Origin of the sequence: Gilliamella sp. Pas-s27, from assembly GCF_009795865.1 — a bacterium.
Lineage (GTDB): Bacteria > Pseudomonadota > Gammaproteobacteria > Enterobacterales > Orbaceae > Gilliamella.
On record NZ_WTEW01000005.1, the window covers coordinates 1 to 17,645 of the forward strand.

The window sequence follows — 17,645 nt, forward strand, 5'->3', positions numbered from 1 at the left end:
TGGCGGACGGGTGAGTAATGTATGGGGATCTGCCGAATGGAAGGGGACAACAGTTGGAAACGACTGCTAATACCGTATAATGTCGTGAGACCAAAGCATGGGACTTTCGGGCCATGCGCCATTTGATGAACCCATATGGGATTAGCTAGTAGGTGGGGTAAAGGCTCACCTAGGCGACGATCTCTAGCTGGTCTGAGAGGATGACCAGCCACACTGGAACTGAGACACGGTCCAGACTCCTACGGGAGGCAGCAGTGGGGAATATTGCACAATGGGGGGAACCCTGATGCAGCCATGCCGCGTGTATGAAGAAGGCCTTCGGGTTGTAAAGTACTTTCGGTGATGAGGAAGGCGGTGTATCTAATAGGTGCATCGATTGACGTTAATCACAGAAGAAGCACCGGCTAACTCCGTGCCAGCAGCCGCGGTAATACGGAGGGTGCGAGCGTTAATCGGAATGACTGGGCGTAAAGGGCATGTAGGCGGATAATTAAGTTAGGTGTGAAAGCCCTGGGCTCAACCTAGGAATTGCATTTAAAACTGGTTATCTGGAGTATTGTAGAGGAAGGTAGAATTCCACGTGTAGCGGTGAAATGCGTAGAGATGTGGAGGAATACCGGTGGCGAAGGCGGCCTTCTGGACAGATACTGACGCTGAGATGCGAAAGCGTGGGGAGCAAACAGGATTAGATACCCTGGTAGTCCACGCTGTAAACGATGTCGATTTGGAGTTTGTTGCCTAGAGTGATGGGCTCCGAAGCTAACGCGCTAAATCGACCGCCTGGGGAGTACGGCCGCAAGGTTAAAACTCAAATGAATTGACGGGGGCCCGCACAAGCGGTGGAGCATGTGGTTTAATTCGATGCAACGCGAAGAACCTTACCTGGTCTTGACATCCACAGAATCTTGTAGAGATACGAGAGTGCCTTCGGGAACTGTGAGACAGGTGCTGCATGGCTGTCGTCAGCTCGTGTTGTGAAATGTTGGGTTAAGTCCCGCAACGAGCGCAACCCTTATCCTTTGTTGCCATCGATTCGGTCGGGAACTCAAAGGAGACTGCCGTTGATAAAGCGGAGGAAGGTGGGGACGACGTCAAGTCATCATGGCCCTTACGACCAGGGCTACACACGTGCTACAATGGCGTATACAAAGGGAGGCGACCTCGCGAGAGCAAGCGGACCTCATAAAGTACGTCTAAGTCCGGATTGGAGTCTGCAACTCGACTCCATGAAGTCGGAATCGCTAGTAATCGTGAATCAGAATGTCACGGTGAATACGTTCCCGGGCCTTGTACACACCGCCCGTCACACCATGGGAGTGGGTTGCACCAGAAGTAGATAGCTTAACCTTCGGGAGGGCGTTTACCACGGTGTGGTTCATGACTGGGGTGAAGTCGTAACAAGGTAACCGTAGGGGAACCTGCGGTTGGATCACCTCCTTACGAAGTGCTCGTAAGTGTTCACACAGATTGTTTGTTTAGAAGAAATAATTAAGTCCCCTTCGTCTAGAGGCCTAGGACATCGCCCTTTCACGGCGGTAACAGGGGTTCGAATCCCCTAGGGGACGCCATAAAATGTGATGAAATTATTTCTGACTGATTATGTTTGTATTTATTTATTAATTAATGATGAGTAAATAGAAAGATAAAGCTCTTTAACAATTAGGAACAAGCTGAAAGAAACGAGTTCTCGTTTTTGCGGAAGGAAGCGATATGAAGATATCTGCGACTGGAAGTAAGAAAGAGAAGAAAGCGTAATTTAGACCAAGACAACTGTGAGTTGTAAGGTTAAGAAATTAAGCGTACACGGTGGATGCCTAGGCAATCAGAGGCGAAGAAGGACGTGTTAATCTGCGAAAAGCGACGGTGAGCCGATAAAAGGCGCCATAGCCGTTGATGTCCGAATGGGGAAACCCAGTGTAGGAGACTACACTATCATATGATGAATACATAGTCATATGAGGCGAACCGGGAGAACTGAAACATCTAAGTACCCCGAGGAAAAGAAATCAACCGAGATTCCCTAAGTAGCGGCGAGCGAAAGGGGAGGAGCCCAAGCGGGTAGCATATTGTATTAGTGGAAGCGTCTGGAAAGTCGCACAATAGAGGGTGAAAGTCCCGTACACGAAGGTGCGATATGTGGAAGCTTATAGAGTAGGGCGGGACACGTGATATCCTGTCTGAAGATGGGGGGACCATCCTCCAAGGCTAAATACTCCTGATTGACCGATAGTGAACCAGTACCGTGAGGGAAAGGCGAAAAGAACCCCGGGAGGGGAGTGAAATAGACCCTGAAACCGTGTACGTACAATCAGTGGGAGCATGTATCATAAGATATGTGTGACTGCGTACCTTTTGTATAATGGGTCAGCGACTTATATTCTGTAGCGAGGTTAACCGAATAGGGGAGCCGAAGGGAAACCGAGTATTAACTGTGCGTTAAGTTGCAGGGTATAGACCCGAAACCCGGTGATCTAGCCATGGGCAGGTTGAAGGTTGGTTAACACTAACTGGAGGACCGAACCGACTAATGTTGAAAAATTAGCGGATGACCTGTGGCTGGGGGTGAAAGGCCAATCAAACCGGGAGATAGCTGGTTCTCCCCGAAAGCTATTTAGGTAGCGCCTCATGAGTAACTGTTGGGGGTAGAGCACTGTTTCGGCTAGGGGGCCATCCCGGCTTACCAACCCGATGCAAACTCCGAATACTGACAAGTTTAATCATGGGAGACACACGGCGGGTGCTAACGTTCGTCGTGAAGAGGGAAACAACCCAGACCGCCAGCTAAGGTCCCGAAGTCATAGTTAAGTGGGAAACGAAGTGGGAAGGCTTAGACAGCTAGGATGTTGGCTTAGAAGCAGCCATCATTTAAAGAAAGCGTAATAGCTCACTAGTCGAGTCGGCCTGCGCGGAAGATGTAACGGGGCTAAAACTATGCACCGAAGCTGCGGCAGTGCACGTAAGTGTATTGGGTAGGGGAGCGTTCTGTAAGCCGTAGAAGGTGTGTTGTGAGGCATGCTGGAGGTATCAGAAGTGCGAATGCTGACATAAGTAACGATAAAGCGGGTGAAAAGCCCGCTCGCCGGAAGACCAAGGGTTCCTGTCCAACGTTAATCGGGGCAGGGTGAGTCGACCCCTAAGGAGAGGCCGAAGGGCGTATCTGATGGGAAACGGGTTAATATTCCCGTACTGGCTATAACTGCGATGGGGGGACGAAGAAGGCTAGGTTTACCACCTATTGGATGGTGGGTTAAGCATGTAGGCGTGTGATTAGGCAAATCCGGTCACTGAGACGCTGAGGTGTGATGACGAGCTACTAAGGTAGTGAAGTAATTGATGCCCTGCTTCCAGGAAAATCCTCTAAGCTTCAGGTTATAGTTAATCGTACCCGAAACCGACACAGGTGGTCAGGTAGAGAATACTCAGGCGCTTGAGAGAACTCGGGTGAAGGAACTAGGCAAAATGGTGCCGTAACTTCGGGAGAAGGCACGCTGATGTTAATTGAAGTCCCATGCGGATGGAGGTGAAATCAGTCGAAGATACCAGCTGGCTGCAACTGTTTAATAAAAACACAGCACTGTGCAAACACGAAAGTGGACGTATACGGTGTGACGCCTGCCCGGTGCTGGAAGGTTAATTGATGGGGTTATGCGTAAGCAGAAGCTCTTGATCGAAGCCCCAGTAAACGGCGGCCGTAACTATAACGGTCCTAAGGTAGCGAAATTCCTTGTCGGGTAAGTTCCGACCTGCACGAATGGCGTAATGATGGCCAGGCTGTCTCCACCCGAGACTCAGTGAAATTGAAATTGCCGTGAAGATGCGGTGTACCCGTGGCAAGACGGAAAGACCCCGTGAACCTTTACTATAGCTTGACAGTGAACATTGAGCCTTAATGTGTAGGATAGGTGGGAGGCAAAGAAGCATGCACGCTAGTGTGTGTGGAGTCGACCTTGAAATACCACCCTTTAATGTTTGATGTTCTAACCTATACTTCTGAATCGAGGTAAGGGACACTGTCTGGTGGGTAGTTTGACTGGGGCGGTCTCCTCCCAAAGAGTAACGGAGGAGCACGAAGGTTAGCTAATCCTGGTCGGACATCAGGAGGTTAGTGCAATGGCAAAAGCTAGCTTGACTGCGAGAGTGACGGCTCGAGCAGGTACGAAAGTAGGTCATAGTGATCCGGTGGTTCTGAATGGAAGGGCCATCGCTCAACGGATAAAAGGTACTCCGGGGATAACAGGCTGATACCGCCCAAGAGTTCATATCGACGGCGGTGTTTGGCACCTCGATGTCGGCTCATCACATCCTGGGGCTGAAGTAGGTCCCAAGGGTACGGCTGTTCGCCGTTTAAAGTGGTACGCGAGCTGGGTTTAGAACGTCGTGAGACAGTTCGGTCCCTATCTGCCATGGGCGTAGGAAAATTGAGAGGGTTTGCTTCTAGTACGAGAGGACCGAAGTGAACGCACCGCTGGTGTTCGGGTTGTGATGCCAATTGCATTGCCCGGTAGCTACGTGCGGAATAGATAAGTGCTGAAAGCATCTAAGCACGAAACTAGCCTTGAGATGAGTTTTCCCTGAAGAGATTCAGTAAGGTCCGTTTGAGACTAAGACGTAGATAGGTCAGGTGTGTAAGTGTAGTGATACATTGAGCTAACTGATACTAATGAACCGAGAGTCTTAACCTTACAACTCGGAGTTGTTTTGGGTTACGCGAAGAGATGATTAAAAGTTAGATAAACAGTTTGTTCCGGATTGAGCGATTGGTGTAGTTATGAGATAATGAGCACTGATTGAGAAAGAGAAGACAGGATATGTCTGGCGGTAATAGCGCGGTGGTCCCACCTGACCCCATGCCGAACTCAGAAGTGAAACGCCGTAGTGCCGATGGTAGTGTGGGTATTACCCATGTGAGAGTAGGGTGCCGCCAGACTTTTAAATAGATGAGCCCAGCAGTGATGCTGGGCTTTTTTGCTTTTGGGATTTTTATTTAGGAAAATACTAAAGCAGTACACTAATAGTAATTTAGAATTATAATTTATTGGTTTATTTTAATTTACCCTTATTTGATATTGAATAATTCTGTTAATGATATCATTTTATTTAACCACACAAGAGATACTAACTTTTCCCTCCGTAACCTAAATGAGATAGATAGAGCCTAACTAAAAGGGCATGTCCATTCGTTATTTTTCACTGGTAGTCCTAAGTATAGATGAAGAAAAACTTAATCTAATAAAGACTGTTAGGAAAGTTATTGATTTTATTTAATTTTTTTATTTTGTTGTTTTTTATAAAAATTACTCCATTTTAATCGACTGGATCCTTATCTTGCATCATGTCAGGCATAGTTATATCATGGTTACAATCCCATATTATTAAGGAATAAACTATGTTAAAGTCAATTGATCCAACTACTACTGAGTCTTGGAAATCGCTCCAAGCTAGCTATGAAAAGCATCATATTAAAACCATTGCTCAGATCTTAAAAGACGAACCACAACGCGTTGAAAAGCTCAGCATTCCTTTTGAAGATGAATTTTTGGTTGATTTGTCTAAAAATCGTATTACGCAAGAGACACTAGCATTACTTTATAAACTTGCTGACGAATGTGATCTGGCTGGCGCAACACAGGCCATGTATAGTGGTGAAAAGATAAACCGCACTGAAGACCGGGCAGTACTGCATGTAGCGTTACGTAACGTATCAAATACACCAATTTATGTTGACGGTAAAAATGTGATGGATGATGTTAATGCTGTTTTAGCTAAGATGGAATCATTCAGTAAAAAGGTGATCGAAGGTGAGTGGAAGGGCTATACTGGTAAGGCGATTACTGATGTGGTGAATATTGGTATTGGTGGTTCAGATCTAGGACCAGTAATGATTACCGAAGCGCTGCGACCTTACAAAAATCACTTGAACATGCATTTCGTATCAAATGTAGATGGTACACATATTGTTGAAGCACTGAAAGGTTTAAATCCTGAAACAACGTTATTTTTGGTGGCTTCTAAAACCTTTACTACACAAGAAACTATGACTAATGCACAGACAGCACGTGCATGGCTACTTGATGCGGCTAAGGATGATAAAGCGGTTGCGTTACACTTTGTTGCATTATCAACTAATGCCAAAGAGGTTGAAAAATTTGGTATTGATACTACCAATATGTTTGAGTTTTGGGATTGGGTTGGTGGTCGTTATTCGTCATGGTCTGCGATAGGATTATCGATTGTATTATCTATTGGTTTTGATAACTTTAAGCAATTTTTAGCTGGTGGTCATGCGATGGATAAACACTTCCAAAATGCGCCAATCGATAAAAATATCCCAACTTTACTTGCGTTAATAGGTATTTGGTATAATAATTTTTGCGGTGCTGAAACCGAGGCGATTTTACCTTATGATCAGTATATGCACCGTTTTGCTGCTTATTTCCAACAAGGAAATATGGAGTCGAATGGTAAGAGCGTGGATCGTAATGGATATAAAACGCCGTATACTACAGGTCCAATTATTTGGGGTGAACCGGGTACAAATGGTCAACATGCGTTTTATCAGTTAATCCATCAAGGGACTAAGCTCATTCCTTGCGATTTTATTGCTCCGGCGATTAGTCATAATCCAGTTAGCGATCATCATCCTAAGTTACTTTCTAACTTTTTTGCTCAAACCGAGGCTTTAGCATTTGGTAAAACAAAAGCGCAAGTCGAGCAAGAGTTTATTGCCGCTGGTAAGACACTTGATGAGGTTAAATCTATTGTTCCATTTAAAGTCTTTGATGGTAATAAGCCGACTAATTCGATATTAGTGAAGAAGATCACTCCTTATACACTTGGTGCATTGGTTGCAATGTATGAGCATAAAATTTTTACTCAGGGCGTTATTTTAAATATCTTTAGTTTTGATCAATGGGGTGTAGAGCTTGGTAAGCAATTAGCTGGACGAATTTTATCTGAATTGGCTGATGATAAGCCAGTAAGTTCTCATGACGATTCGACCAATTGTTTGATCAACCAATATAAAAAGTGGCGTTAGATTATTTTAGTCAATCGACTATTAGAATAGAGGATAAAATAAAACCTTCAGCTTTGGCTGAAGGTTTTTTTATTGATATATGGCGTTACTTTTTAATTCGCATTATTGGCGTTTTACCCGCTTCGATAGTACCTGATAATTTAGTTAACTCAGTCACTGTTTCCATATTAGAAATAACTACTGGCGTTAACACTGATTTTGCTTTGCTTTCAAGTAGTGGTAAGTCGATTTCAATAATTGTGTCACCTACTTTTACTTGTTGACCCTCTTCTGCAATTCGAGTAAATCCTTCGCCTTTTAGTTCTACGGTATCAATACCAAAGTGAACAAAAAGTTCGATACCTTCGTCTGATTCAATAGCAAAAGCGTGGTTGGTTTCGAAAATTTTGCCAATTTTGCCGCTTAATGGTGCAACGATTTTGTTACCAGATGGTTTGATGGCAACACCATCACCAACGATTTTTTCAGCAAAAACCACATCTGGCACATCTTCGATTTTGACAATTTCACCACTTAAAGGGGCAATAATCTCGATGCTATTTTTATTATCATCAGATACAAATTGCTTAATTTTATCGAATAGACCCATTATTGTCTCCTAACAAACTTGCTTTTCAGCAGTATAATTTTCAATTAACTCGATGATTTCTTTAGATGTCGCTTTTTCAAGTACGGTATCTGCAAATTTTTTCGCTTCTGCATAATTAGTGTTACGAATTAATTTTTTAATTTTTGGAATAGATACTGCACTCATACTGAATTCATCAAGTCCCATACCTAGTAATAAGATGGTAGCTCTTTCATCGCCAGCAAGTTCACCGCACATTCCTGTCCATTTTCCTTCCTTATGAGAAGCATCAATAACTTTTTTAATCAATGTCAACACAGAAGGTGAAAACGGATTATAAAGGTGAGAAATTAGTTCATTACCACGGTCAACAGCTAAAGTATATTGTGTTAAGTCGTTGGTACCAATACTAAAGAAATCTACTTCTTTGGCTAAATGATGTGCAATCACAGCTGCTGCTGGTGTCTCGATCATAACGCCGATTTCAATGTTTTTATCAAATGCTTTACCTTCAGCACTTAATTGTTCTTTAAGAATATTGATTTCTGACTTTAATGTACGAATTTCTTCAACCGAAATGATCATTGGGAACATGATACGAAGTTTACCAAATGCCGATGCACGCAATACTGCACGTAGTTGTGTGTGTAGTATTTCTTTGCGATCTAAGCAAATACGGATAGCTCGCCAGCCCAGGAATGGGTTTTCTTCTTTTGGTAGATGCATATAAGGTACATCTTTGTCACCACCAATATCCATGGTTCGAACAATAATTGATAAGCCATTTGTTGCTTCAGCCACTTCTTTGTAGGCCTTGAATTGTTCTTCTTCATCAGGATATGCTTCACGATCCATGAACAAAAATTCAGTACGATAAAGCCCAACACCTTCGTAACCATTACGTTCAGCCCCAGCGATGTCACGTACAGTGCCAATGTTGCCACAAATTTCTACTTGATGGCCATCAAGTGTGACTGCAGGTAAATCCTTTAATTTTGCCAGTTCTTCTTTATCGGCTGTGTATTTTGTCTGAACTTGTTTTAGTTTTTCTTGAGTATTGTGATCTGGATTAATATAAATGGCATTATTTATTGCATCTAAAATAATAAAATCACCATGTTTGATCGCTTGAGTGGCATTAGATGTGCCGACAATAGCAGGGATTTCTAAAGAACGCGCCATGATTGATGTATGGGAAGTGCGTCCACCGGCATCAGTAATAAAGCCTAATACCATTTCTAAGTTTAATTGAGCTGTTTCTGACGGTGTTAAGTCAGTGGCAACTAGGATACATGGTTGATTGATTGCACTAAGATCAACAATTTCGATACCTAAAACATTTTTAAGTAATCGTTTGCCAATGTCACGAATATCGGCAGCGCGTTCTTTTAAATATTCATCATCTAGATTTTCAAGCTCTTTAGCTTGTGCCTCAAATACTGATTGCACCGCAGCGTCTGCGCTTGAATGCTTGCTTTGAATACGAGAAATCACTTCTTGTTCAAGATCTTCATCTTCAAGAAGCATGATATGCCCTTCAAAAATAGCGGCTTTATCTTCCCCTAGTGTTAACTTTGCTCGCTCCATAATTACGTTTAGCTGTTCGCTTGATTTTTGGCGAGCCTCTTTAAAGCGTTCTATTTCAGCGTCAATTTTGTTATCAAGAATTTGTCTATTATTAATAACAATTGGTTCTTCTTTTAGTAATAACGCTTTAGCAAAAGCGATACCGGGGGAAACAAGTATACCTGATACCATAACATTTAGTCCTTATTCAATTTTAAAACCGTTCATATCTCATTGGGAGTGATTATTCTAATTCTGGAATTAATTTTACTAGATGTTTTACTGCTTCTTTTTCGTCTTCACCTTCGGCAGAAATGCTAATGGTTGTTCCTTGTGTCAAGCCTAAAGTCTGCAATTTAAATAAACTTTTAGCGCTTGCACTTTTGCCGTTAGATGTGACAGTGATTTCTGCATTAAAGTTTTTTGCTTCTTTAACGAATTGCGCCGCAGGACGTGTATGAAGCCCGTTAGATGCAGTAATAGTGACATCTTGTGTATACATTTTTTTACTCCCAAAAATATTCTCATATTAATGACCAATATAAATAAAAACTGCCTGAAAGGCTAGTAAGATTTCATTGTTTATATTAAGTCAATTGTATTAGTTAACATTTATTATGATAACTATGTTTTTCAGTATCGGTAGATGCGAGTGATTTTATCACTACATTTTTTAAATTCTACCTGCCCATGGATTCCATGTTTTATATTTTCAAACACGATTTCTTCACTGCCATCAAGTTGTGAGGCGCGAATTTCTTTTTTACAAAAAGCTTCAAATCGTTGTAGTTCTTGTTCGCCATTACCTATTTTATATGATTTAGGCAAATCTTGACTGGTTACATTGGTCTGTATTTTATCCTGTACATCAAGGATAATGACACCTTTATTAGGTAAAAATGAGCTACAGGATGCTAACGACAATGCTAATCCTGAGAAACATAATAGACTTAATCGTTGCAGAGATAATTTTGCAATTAATCTAACAATGTTCAAAATAATTCCTTTATAAAGCACAGTAACCTGTTTATTATTTATAATTGAATACGGATTATATACTAATAATCAAAGAAAGTGCAGAGTGCATTTTTAGTGATATGACAAGATTAGGGTGGAGCTTATGTCTGATGCTATTAATTACGACGAATTTAATCGTCAATTAATCCAAAATAAAATTGGTATTACTGCTGCTGAGTTGCATGGTTTTCTTTCTGGAATTTTAGCAGGTGGTAATCATGATGAAAGTTGGCATCCTTTAGTTAGCGATATGTTAAATAATGGTCAAGCGATTGTTGAACCATTAGCTGAGCAAATAAAAAGGCTTTATCTGTTAACTAAGCAACAATTTTCTAATGATGATTTTGAATTTGAGCTATTACTTAGTCATCATGATTTGTTTACGCAAATTGATGATTTGGTTGGTTGGGTGAATCATTTTTTACTTGGTATTGGCCTTGTACAACCTAAAATTAACCGTCTGAAAGGCGATGTCGGCGAAGCGATTTATGATTTACGCCAAATTGTTAAATTGGGTTATGATGAAAGTGAAGATCAAAAAGAGCTTGGTTTTGCATTTGAAGAAATTAAAGAGTATGTTCGTATAACAGCTATGCTCTGTTTTGATGAGTTTAACGAGCCTGATATAGCTCCGACCATTCATTAATATGAATAATTACATCCCATTAAGTAAGGCTATGACTATGATAAACAGTAATATCAAAACAGAACTATTGTCACGAAGAGAAAAACTATCATCCCAGATGACTACAAATAGTGTTGCACTTTTTTTTGCTGCCCCTGAAATGACACGCAGTAATGACACCAATTACCCATATCGGCAAAATAGTGATTTTGGGTATTTTACGCTTTTTTCTGAGCCAGAGGCAGTTTTTATTATTGTTAAACAAAATGATAATTCTACTAGATATGTGTTATTTAATCGTAAAAGAGATCGACTAGCTGAAACTTGGACAGGTTATCGATTAGGACAACAAGCAGCGTTAGATGCTATTTTTGTTGATGAAGCTTATGCATTTGATGAAATTGCTACCGTATTACCTGATTTATTGAATGGTAAAACAGCAATTTATCATGCTGATCAGCAATATGAATATGCTGATAACATTGTTGATAACGCAATGGAGACGTTGCGAAAAGGTAATAAAATGAATCTTTTCGCACCCAGTTGCATGATTGATTGGCGACCGCTAGTTCATGAAATGCGTATGTTTAAATCGGATTTTGAAGTAACTATTTTACGGCAAGCTTGTCAAATTAGTGCTAAAGCTCATGTTCGCGCTATGCAAAAATGTCAACCAGCGATGTTTGAATACCAGCTAGAAGCCGAAATTTTACACGAATTTGCTTGGCATGGGGCACGTTTTCCATCTTATAACACGATTGTTGGCGGTGGAAATAATGGTTGTATATTGCATTATGAAAATAATAATAAACCGTTAAAAGCGGGTGATTTAGTTTTGATCGATGCTGGTTGTGAATATCAATACTATGCGGGGGATATTACTCGAACATTTCCTGTTAATGGTCAATTTAGCCAAGCTCAACGTGAAATTTATGACATCGTTTTAGCATCACAATATCAAGCAATTAAATTACTTAAACCGGGTACTTCTATTATGGACGTGAATCATCACGTCGTTAGAATAATGGTTGAAGGCTTAGTCAAATTAGGCATTATGCAAGGTGATATCGACACTTTAATTGCCAATAAAGCATATATTGAATTTTATATGCACGGTTTAGGGCATTGGTTAGGAATTGATGTGCATGATGTTGGTAGCAATCGAGCTAGAATATTAGAGCCAGGTATGGTTTTAACCGTAGAACCAGGCTTATATATTAATCAAGATGCTGATGTGCCAGAGCAATATAAAGGTATCGGTATTCGGATTGAAGATAATATTTTAATCACTGAATCAGGCAATGAAGTTCTAACCAGTGATGTTCCTAAAGAACCGCACGAAATTGAAAAGTTAATGGGAAAAAATAAGTAAATTATTAATGGTAAGCCATAATCACTTTGCTTAAGGTTATGGCTTACCAGTTAGCTAACTATCAAAAAGCTAATACCTAACTATTTATTATCCAATTATTAATTGTTATCTAAACGAATCGATTTATCACGATTGAAGATAATTTTTATTTTCATGTCTTTGGTGGCAATGGGTTGATATTTCCAAGTTTTCATAACGCTGATTACTGAGCGATTAAATATATTATTGGGAATTGCCTCAATAATACGAATATTTTCAACTCGTCCATCACTGTTCACATCAAACTTTGCTACGACATAACCTTCTATGCGCATATCGAGTGCTCGGCGTGGATATTCAGGTTGATTTCGCCTTATCGGCGACGGGTTTCCTGAATATTGACGATTATCAGAAATCTTAGGTGCAACAGATGTTTTGGCAATATTTGGGCTATTTACTTCTTGCCTAACTTGTTTGTGCGAAGCTTTTTGAACTGGTGGACGCTTTTTCTTTGGTTTTGGTTCTTTTTTTATTTCAATTTTCTTTTCGGGCTCAATAGTTGGTTTATCAGTAACTTTTTCGATGATGGGTTCTGGCGTTTCTTCTTTTACAACTTCCGGCTCGGTTGGAACTTCTTCTATTTTTTGATTATCAATAATTGGACTATTTTCTACGCCTTGTATGTCTGGGGTGTCTTCTACTAGGGATTGTTCAGGTGCTGCTAATAGTGATAGATCAACCATGACGGCTTTGATGGAATTATCACCCTCATCAACCGCAATATTTTGGGCAAGTAACGCAGAACTAAATAGCATTACCAATAACACAAGATGCGACAGGATGGAAGCCGATGTGCATAGATAGGTGTGTTTTGGTTTTTTTTTAGTAGGGCTTTGTGGAGCCTTGGTATGATCGATGTCTATATTAAAGTTAATCTTCATAACAATTATCATTTTCAACTTAAGATATGTATTTTAAATGAAAATGAGTATCATTTATAGTGTTTTTTAAAATATGATAGATGACACCTTGTTGCATAAAGATATTTATCAGATAATAGAAAACAAATATCTATTATTTGTAGTGGTTAGACTGATGAATACTCCATCAATGAATCAAATACTCGATCTTGTTAAAGAAGATCTAATCAAAGTCAATCAGGCTATACAAGCAGAACTCAACTCTGATGTGGCTTTAATTAATCAATTAGGCAATTACATCATTAGTAGTGGTGGAAAACGCATTCGTCCGGTTATTGCTTTGTTAATAGCCAAAGCACTCAATTATCAAGGTGATAAACATATTATTACTGCTGCTTTCATCGAATTTATCCATACTGCTACTTTATTGCATGATGATGTTGTTGATGAATCAGATTTGCGTCGTGGCAAATCAACAGCAAATGCGCTTTTTGGTAATGCGGCAAGTGTACTCGTTGGCGATTATATTTATACACGTTCGTTTCAAATGATGGTACGCACAGAATCTTTTAAAGTCTTGACTATCATGTCGGCAGCAACTAATGTAATTGCCGAAGGTGAAGTTCAACAACTTATTAATTGTAACGATCCCAACATTACTAAAGAACAATATTTAGAAGTCATTTATCGTAAAACAGCCCGTTTATTTGAAGCAACTTCGCATTCGGCTGCGGTGTTAGCCGGCGCTAATGAAACACAAGAATTGGCTTTACAAGAATATGGAAAATACTTGGGAACAGCCTTCCAAATTATTGATGATCTGCTTGACTATAGTGCCGATAGTAACCAAAAACTGGGTAAAAATTTAGGCGACGATCTTAACGAGGGCAAACCAACATTACCACTTTTACATGCCATGCATCACACAAAAAATGCTCAAGATGCCGAATTAATTCGCCAAGCAATAGAACAAGGTAATGGACGTAACTTGTTAGATCGTATTTTAAAAATCATGGATGAATGTGGATCGCTAGATTTTACATTGCAAACAGCTCAAAAAGAAGCGCAAAAAGCATTTGATGCTATCGCCATCTTACCTGATTCACCTTATAAAAAAGCGTTACAAGATCTTGCCTTATTGTCAGTAAAAAGGGAAAACTAATTAATCAATTCGCAAATAAATGAGTATTCAGTTGAACAGATATTTTTATAGCTAAATTCATGGCGTTATATCTAATCATATAGTTTCCTGAAAACTTCTTGCCATTAGTTTCATATACAATAACTTCAATTAAGGTAATTATTCATGTTTAAAAGAGCTTTGCCTATTTTATTAATCTTTATTTCGATGATTTCGGTTCAAGGCAGTGCATCAATAGCTAAATATCTGTTTCCTGTATTAGGGCCTGAGGGTATGACGGCTTGGCGATTGTTTTTTTCGTCCATTCTGTTGATTTTTATACTCAAACCATGGCGTAAAACAATGACAAAACAAGCATTGAAATATGTTTGTTTGTACGGAATTTCAATTGGTAGCATGAATTTAGCGTTTTATAACGCAATTGCTAGAGTACCATTGGGGGTTGCTGTCGCTATTGAACTTACAGGACCTATTATGGTGGCAATGTGCTCATCAAGAAAACTACTTGATTTTATTTGGCTAGGTATTGCTATTATTGGGCTGTCTATGCTTTTGCCTCTTTATCAAGTTACAGATAATTTAGATCCTATAGGCATTTTATTTGCGTTATTAGCGGGAAGTGGTTGGGCGTGTTACATTTTATTTGGACGCAAAGCCAGCACTATTTATGGAACATCAAGCGTAGCAGTTGGGTCAGTTATTGCTGCGTGCTTTTTATTTCCTATTGGAATTTGGCAAAGTGGTAGCACAATGTTTTCGTTGGAACTGCTTCCGCTTATTTTTGTCGTTTCATTATTAGCATCGGCAATCCCTTATGGCTTAGATATGATTGCACTACCAAGATTACCGGCGCAAACATTTAGCACATTAATGAGCTTGTCTCCTGTCTTTGCCGCGCTTTCTGGATTGGTGGTTTTGCGCGAACAGCTAACTTGTAATCAATGGTTAGCCATTGTCTTTATTATTATTTCGTCCATAGGCACAGTACTTACTATGAACCATCCAGTAAAGATTAAACCGATTAAATCAAATAGTGAAATAAAGTAACAAAATTAAGCGACTAAAAACAATATCGCACTGTTTATCAGTGCGATATTTTGGGGAAATTTGAAATAGAGATTATGATAGTTATCGCTGTTGAAAATTTGAATTTGTGACGCCTTAACGAGGAGGGAATCCCATACCTCCACCCATTAATCCTTTCATTTGGCGCATCATTTTCATCATGCCACCGCCTTTCATTTTTTTCATCATTTTTTGCATATCTTCAAACTGTTTTAATAGCTTATTAACATCTTGCACTTGTGTGCCAGAACCGTTAGCAATACGGCGTTTACGTGATCCTTTAATTATTTCAGGGTTAGCACGTTCTTTTAATGTCATTGAACCAATAATAGCTTCCATTTTGATGGTAATTTTATCATCCATCTGAGCTTTGATATGATCAGGAAGTTGACCAACACCGGGTAATTTAGCTAGCAAAGCACCCATTCCGCCCATATTACGCATCTGCTTGAGTTGGTCTTGAAAGTCATTAAAATCGAACTTATCGCCTTTTTTTAGTTTTTTGGCAATTTTCTCGGCTTTCTCTCGATCGACATTATGTTGTAGATCCTCAATCAACGAAAGTACATCACCCATGCCTAAAATGCGTGAGGCAATACGATCTGGGAAAAATGGCTCTAACGCATCAGTTTTTTCTCCCATTCCTAAGAATTTAATTGGTTTGCCCGTAATATGACGAATAGATAATGCTGCCCCACCACGAGCATCGCCATCAACTTTAGTTAAAATTACACCAGTAAGAGGCAATGCATCGTTAAACGCTTTAGCTGTATTGGCGGCATCTTGTCCTGTCATCGCATCAACCACAAATAATGTTTCTATTGGATTAATGGCTTGATGAAGCGCTTTGATCTCATTCATCATGTCACTATCAACATGCAAACGACCCGCGGTATCGACAATAAGCACATCAAAGAACTGCAATCTTGCATGTGAAATGGCTTTATTAACGATATCAATAGGTTTTTCATTAATATCAGATGGAAAAAACTCAACATCAATCGCTTTAGCTAAGGTTTCAAGTTGTTTAATTGCTGCAGGGCGGTAAACATCGGCAGAAACAACTAACACTTTCTTTTTTTGCTTTTCTTTTAAAAATTTGGCTAACTTAGCAACACTGGTTGTTTTACCTGCACCTTGTAAGCCTGCCATTAACATAACAGCTGGAGGTTGAGTAGCAAGATTAAGCGAACTGTTAACTTCACCCATTGCTGCTGTAAGTTCCGCTTGAACAATTTTGATAAACTCTTGTCCTGGTGTTAAGCTTTTACTAACATCTAATCCAACAGACTTTTCTTTAACTTGATTAATAAATTCACGAACGACAGGCAAAGCAACATCAGCTTCGAGTAAGGCCATACGTACATCGCGCAATGCGTCTTTGATATTATCTTCAGATAGTCGCCCACGACCACTGATATTACGAAATGTTTGTGATAAACGGTCGGTTAAATTCTCGAACATATTAACTCTCAATGAATAAAAAAATTATGTTTATGATATCAGAAAATTTCAATAAGTCCCACGATCATAATTTTGCGTTAGCTTGACACTAAATTGTGTTCCTGATGAAATGAGAACGTAAAACAAAAAAAGAAAAACCAAATATATTCACCATATTGGTAACTAAATAACACAATAGATTAAAAAGGAGAAAATCGAATATGGCAAAAATAATTAGTACAGATAAAGCGCCAGCCGCTATAGGACCTTATGTTCAGGCTGTTGATTTAGGTAATATGTTATTTGCATCAGGACAAATTCCATTAGACCCAAGCACTGGTGAAATGCCAAGTTGTGTGAAAGAGCAAGCAAAACAAAGTTTAGCAAATGTTAAAGCGATTGTTACCGCTGCTGGTTATCAAGTGAATAATATTGTCAAAACGACTATTTTTTTAGCCGATATGAATGATTTTGCTGTGGTAAATGCGGTATACGAAGCCTTTTTTATTGAAAATAATGCGACTTTTCCTGCTCGTTCTTGTGTACAAGTTGCTCGAATTCCTAAAGATGCTAAAGTCGAAATAGAAGTGATTTGTAGCAATTAATCGCTTTTTTTACAGGAAGTTGAGAAACTACTGTAATGAATATGCAACATAAAAAACAAAACTAATGCCTTATCACAGACAATAGATAGGGCACTTATATCGTAAAGAGAAAATAATTGTCACTTATTGTTACAATCTAGACTAAGGAAAAGTATGAATTTAAGAGGAATATGTTGGGATAATGCGGTCGTTAAAATTTTTTCACCCACTTAAAACACATTTTAATGGTAAAAAAATGTTGTGTAATTTTGAATAATTCTAAAATTTATTCTACTGAATAGAATTAAAAACTCAAGCGATTTTGGATA

Annotated in this window: 12 protein-coding genes, 1 tRNA gene and 3 rRNA genes; 10 read left to right on the plus strand and 6 right to left on the minus strand. The window is 39.6% G+C overall.

What is annotated here, in order from left to right; all coding sequences use genetic code 11:
* The 5 genes from GQ589_RS03045 to pgi form a co-directional block, all read left to right on the plus strand.
* Positions 1-1,440 (plus strand): 16S ribosomal RNA (locus GQ589_RS03045); the annotation flags it as partial.
* Between the two features lie 52 nt (positions 1,441-1,492).
* Positions 1,493-1,568: transfer RNA gene (locus GQ589_RS03050), tRNA-Glu, on the plus strand.
* Between the two features lie 215 nt (positions 1,569-1,783).
* Positions 1,784-4,682 (plus strand): 23S ribosomal RNA (locus GQ589_RS03055).
* Positions 4,683-4,811: 129 nt separating this feature from the next.
* Positions 4,812-4,927: ribosomal RNA gene (rrf, locus tag GQ589_RS03060) — 5S ribosomal RNA — on the plus strand.
* Positions 4,928-5,386: 459 nt separating this feature from the next.
* The gene (gene pgi / locus GQ589_RS03065; protein ID WP_160424537.1) at positions 5,387-7,036 is read left to right on the plus strand and encodes a glucose-6-phosphate isomerase; all 1,650 of its coding nucleotides are present in this window, start codon (positions 5,387-5,389) and stop codon (positions 7,034-7,036) included.
* 85 nt (positions 7,037-7,121) lie between these two features.
* Here pgi and crr read toward each other — a convergent pair whose 3' ends face one another.
* The 4 genes from crr to GQ589_RS03085 form a co-directional block, all read right to left on the minus strand.
* A complete protein-coding gene (gene crr, locus GQ589_RS03070) occupies positions 7,122-7,625 on the minus strand; it encodes a PTS glucose transporter subunit IIA (protein ID WP_160401602.1) in 504 nt (167 codons plus the stop codon).
* Between the two features lie 9 nt (positions 7,626-7,634).
* On the minus strand, positions 7,635-9,362 hold the full coding sequence (ptsI, locus tag GQ589_RS03075; RefSeq protein ID WP_160411875.1) for a phosphoenolpyruvate-protein phosphotransferase PtsI: 1,728 nt from the start codon (positions 9,360-9,362) through the stop codon (positions 7,635-7,637).
* A gap of 52 nt (positions 9,363-9,414) precedes the next feature.
* Positions 9,415-9,672 carry a phosphocarrier protein Hpr gene (ptsH, locus tag GQ589_RS03080; RefSeq protein ID WP_160401606.1) on the minus strand — a complete coding sequence of 86 codons (258 nt, stop codon included), beginning with the start codon at positions 9,670-9,672 and terminating at the stop codon, positions 9,415-9,417.
* Between the two features lie 131 nt (positions 9,673-9,803).
* Entirely contained in the window at positions 9,804-10,166 is a 363-nt protein-coding gene (locus GQ589_RS03085; protein WP_160401608.1) for a hypothetical protein, read from the minus strand.
* 124 nt (positions 10,167-10,290) lie between these two features.
* On the opposite strand from GQ589_RS03085, the gene GQ589_RS03090 reads away from it, so the two are divergent.
* Together GQ589_RS03090 and pepP are read left to right on the plus strand one after the other, a co-directional pair.
* Positions 10,291-10,833 carry a UPF0149 family protein gene (locus tag GQ589_RS03090; RefSeq protein ID WP_160401610.1) on the plus strand — a complete coding sequence of 181 codons (543 nt, stop codon included), beginning with the start codon at positions 10,291-10,293 and terminating at the stop codon, positions 10,831-10,833.
* A gap of 40 nt (positions 10,834-10,873) precedes the next feature.
* Positions 10,874-12,184, plus strand: coding sequence for a Xaa-Pro aminopeptidase (pepP, locus tag GQ589_RS03095; RefSeq protein WP_370519412.1), 1,311 nt, complete (start codon positions 10,874-10,876; stop codon positions 12,182-12,184).
* A gap of 98 nt (positions 12,185-12,282) precedes the next feature.
* On the opposite strand, the gene GQ589_RS03100 is transcribed toward pepP, so the two are convergent.
* The gene (locus GQ589_RS03100) at positions 12,283-13,104 is read right to left on the minus strand and encodes a TonB family protein (protein WP_160411873.1); all 822 of its coding nucleotides are present in this window, start codon (positions 13,102-13,104) and stop codon (positions 12,283-12,285) included.
* Positions 13,105-13,258: 154 nt separating this feature from the next.
* Here GQ589_RS03100 and ispB point away from each other — a divergent pair, with 154 nt between their 5' ends.
* Entirely contained in the window at positions 13,259-14,245 is a 987-nt protein-coding gene (ispB, locus tag GQ589_RS03105) for an octaprenyl diphosphate synthase (RefSeq protein ID WP_160424542.1), read from the plus strand.
* 144 nt (positions 14,246-14,389) lie between these two features.
* Positions 14,390-15,271 (plus strand): EamA family transporter, encoded by an 882-nt coding sequence (locus GQ589_RS03110; RefSeq protein WP_160401614.1) that lies wholly within the window; start codon positions 14,390-14,392, stop codon positions 15,269-15,271.
* A 114-nt stretch (positions 15,272-15,385) separates the two neighbouring features.
* Here GQ589_RS03110 and ffh read toward each other — a convergent pair whose 3' ends face one another.
* Positions 15,386-16,753, minus strand: a complete 1,368-nt coding sequence (ffh, locus tag GQ589_RS03115; protein WP_160411870.1) for a signal recognition particle protein — start codon at positions 16,751-16,753, stop codon at positions 15,386-15,388.
* Positions 16,754-16,953: 200 nt separating this feature from the next.
* Between ffh and GQ589_RS03120 the strand changes: the two genes are divergently transcribed.
* On the plus strand, positions 16,954-17,337 hold the full coding sequence (locus GQ589_RS03120; protein ID WP_160411869.1) for a RidA family protein: 384 nt from the start codon (positions 16,954-16,956) through the stop codon (positions 17,335-17,337).
* Positions 17,338-17,645: the final 308 nt, after the last annotated feature.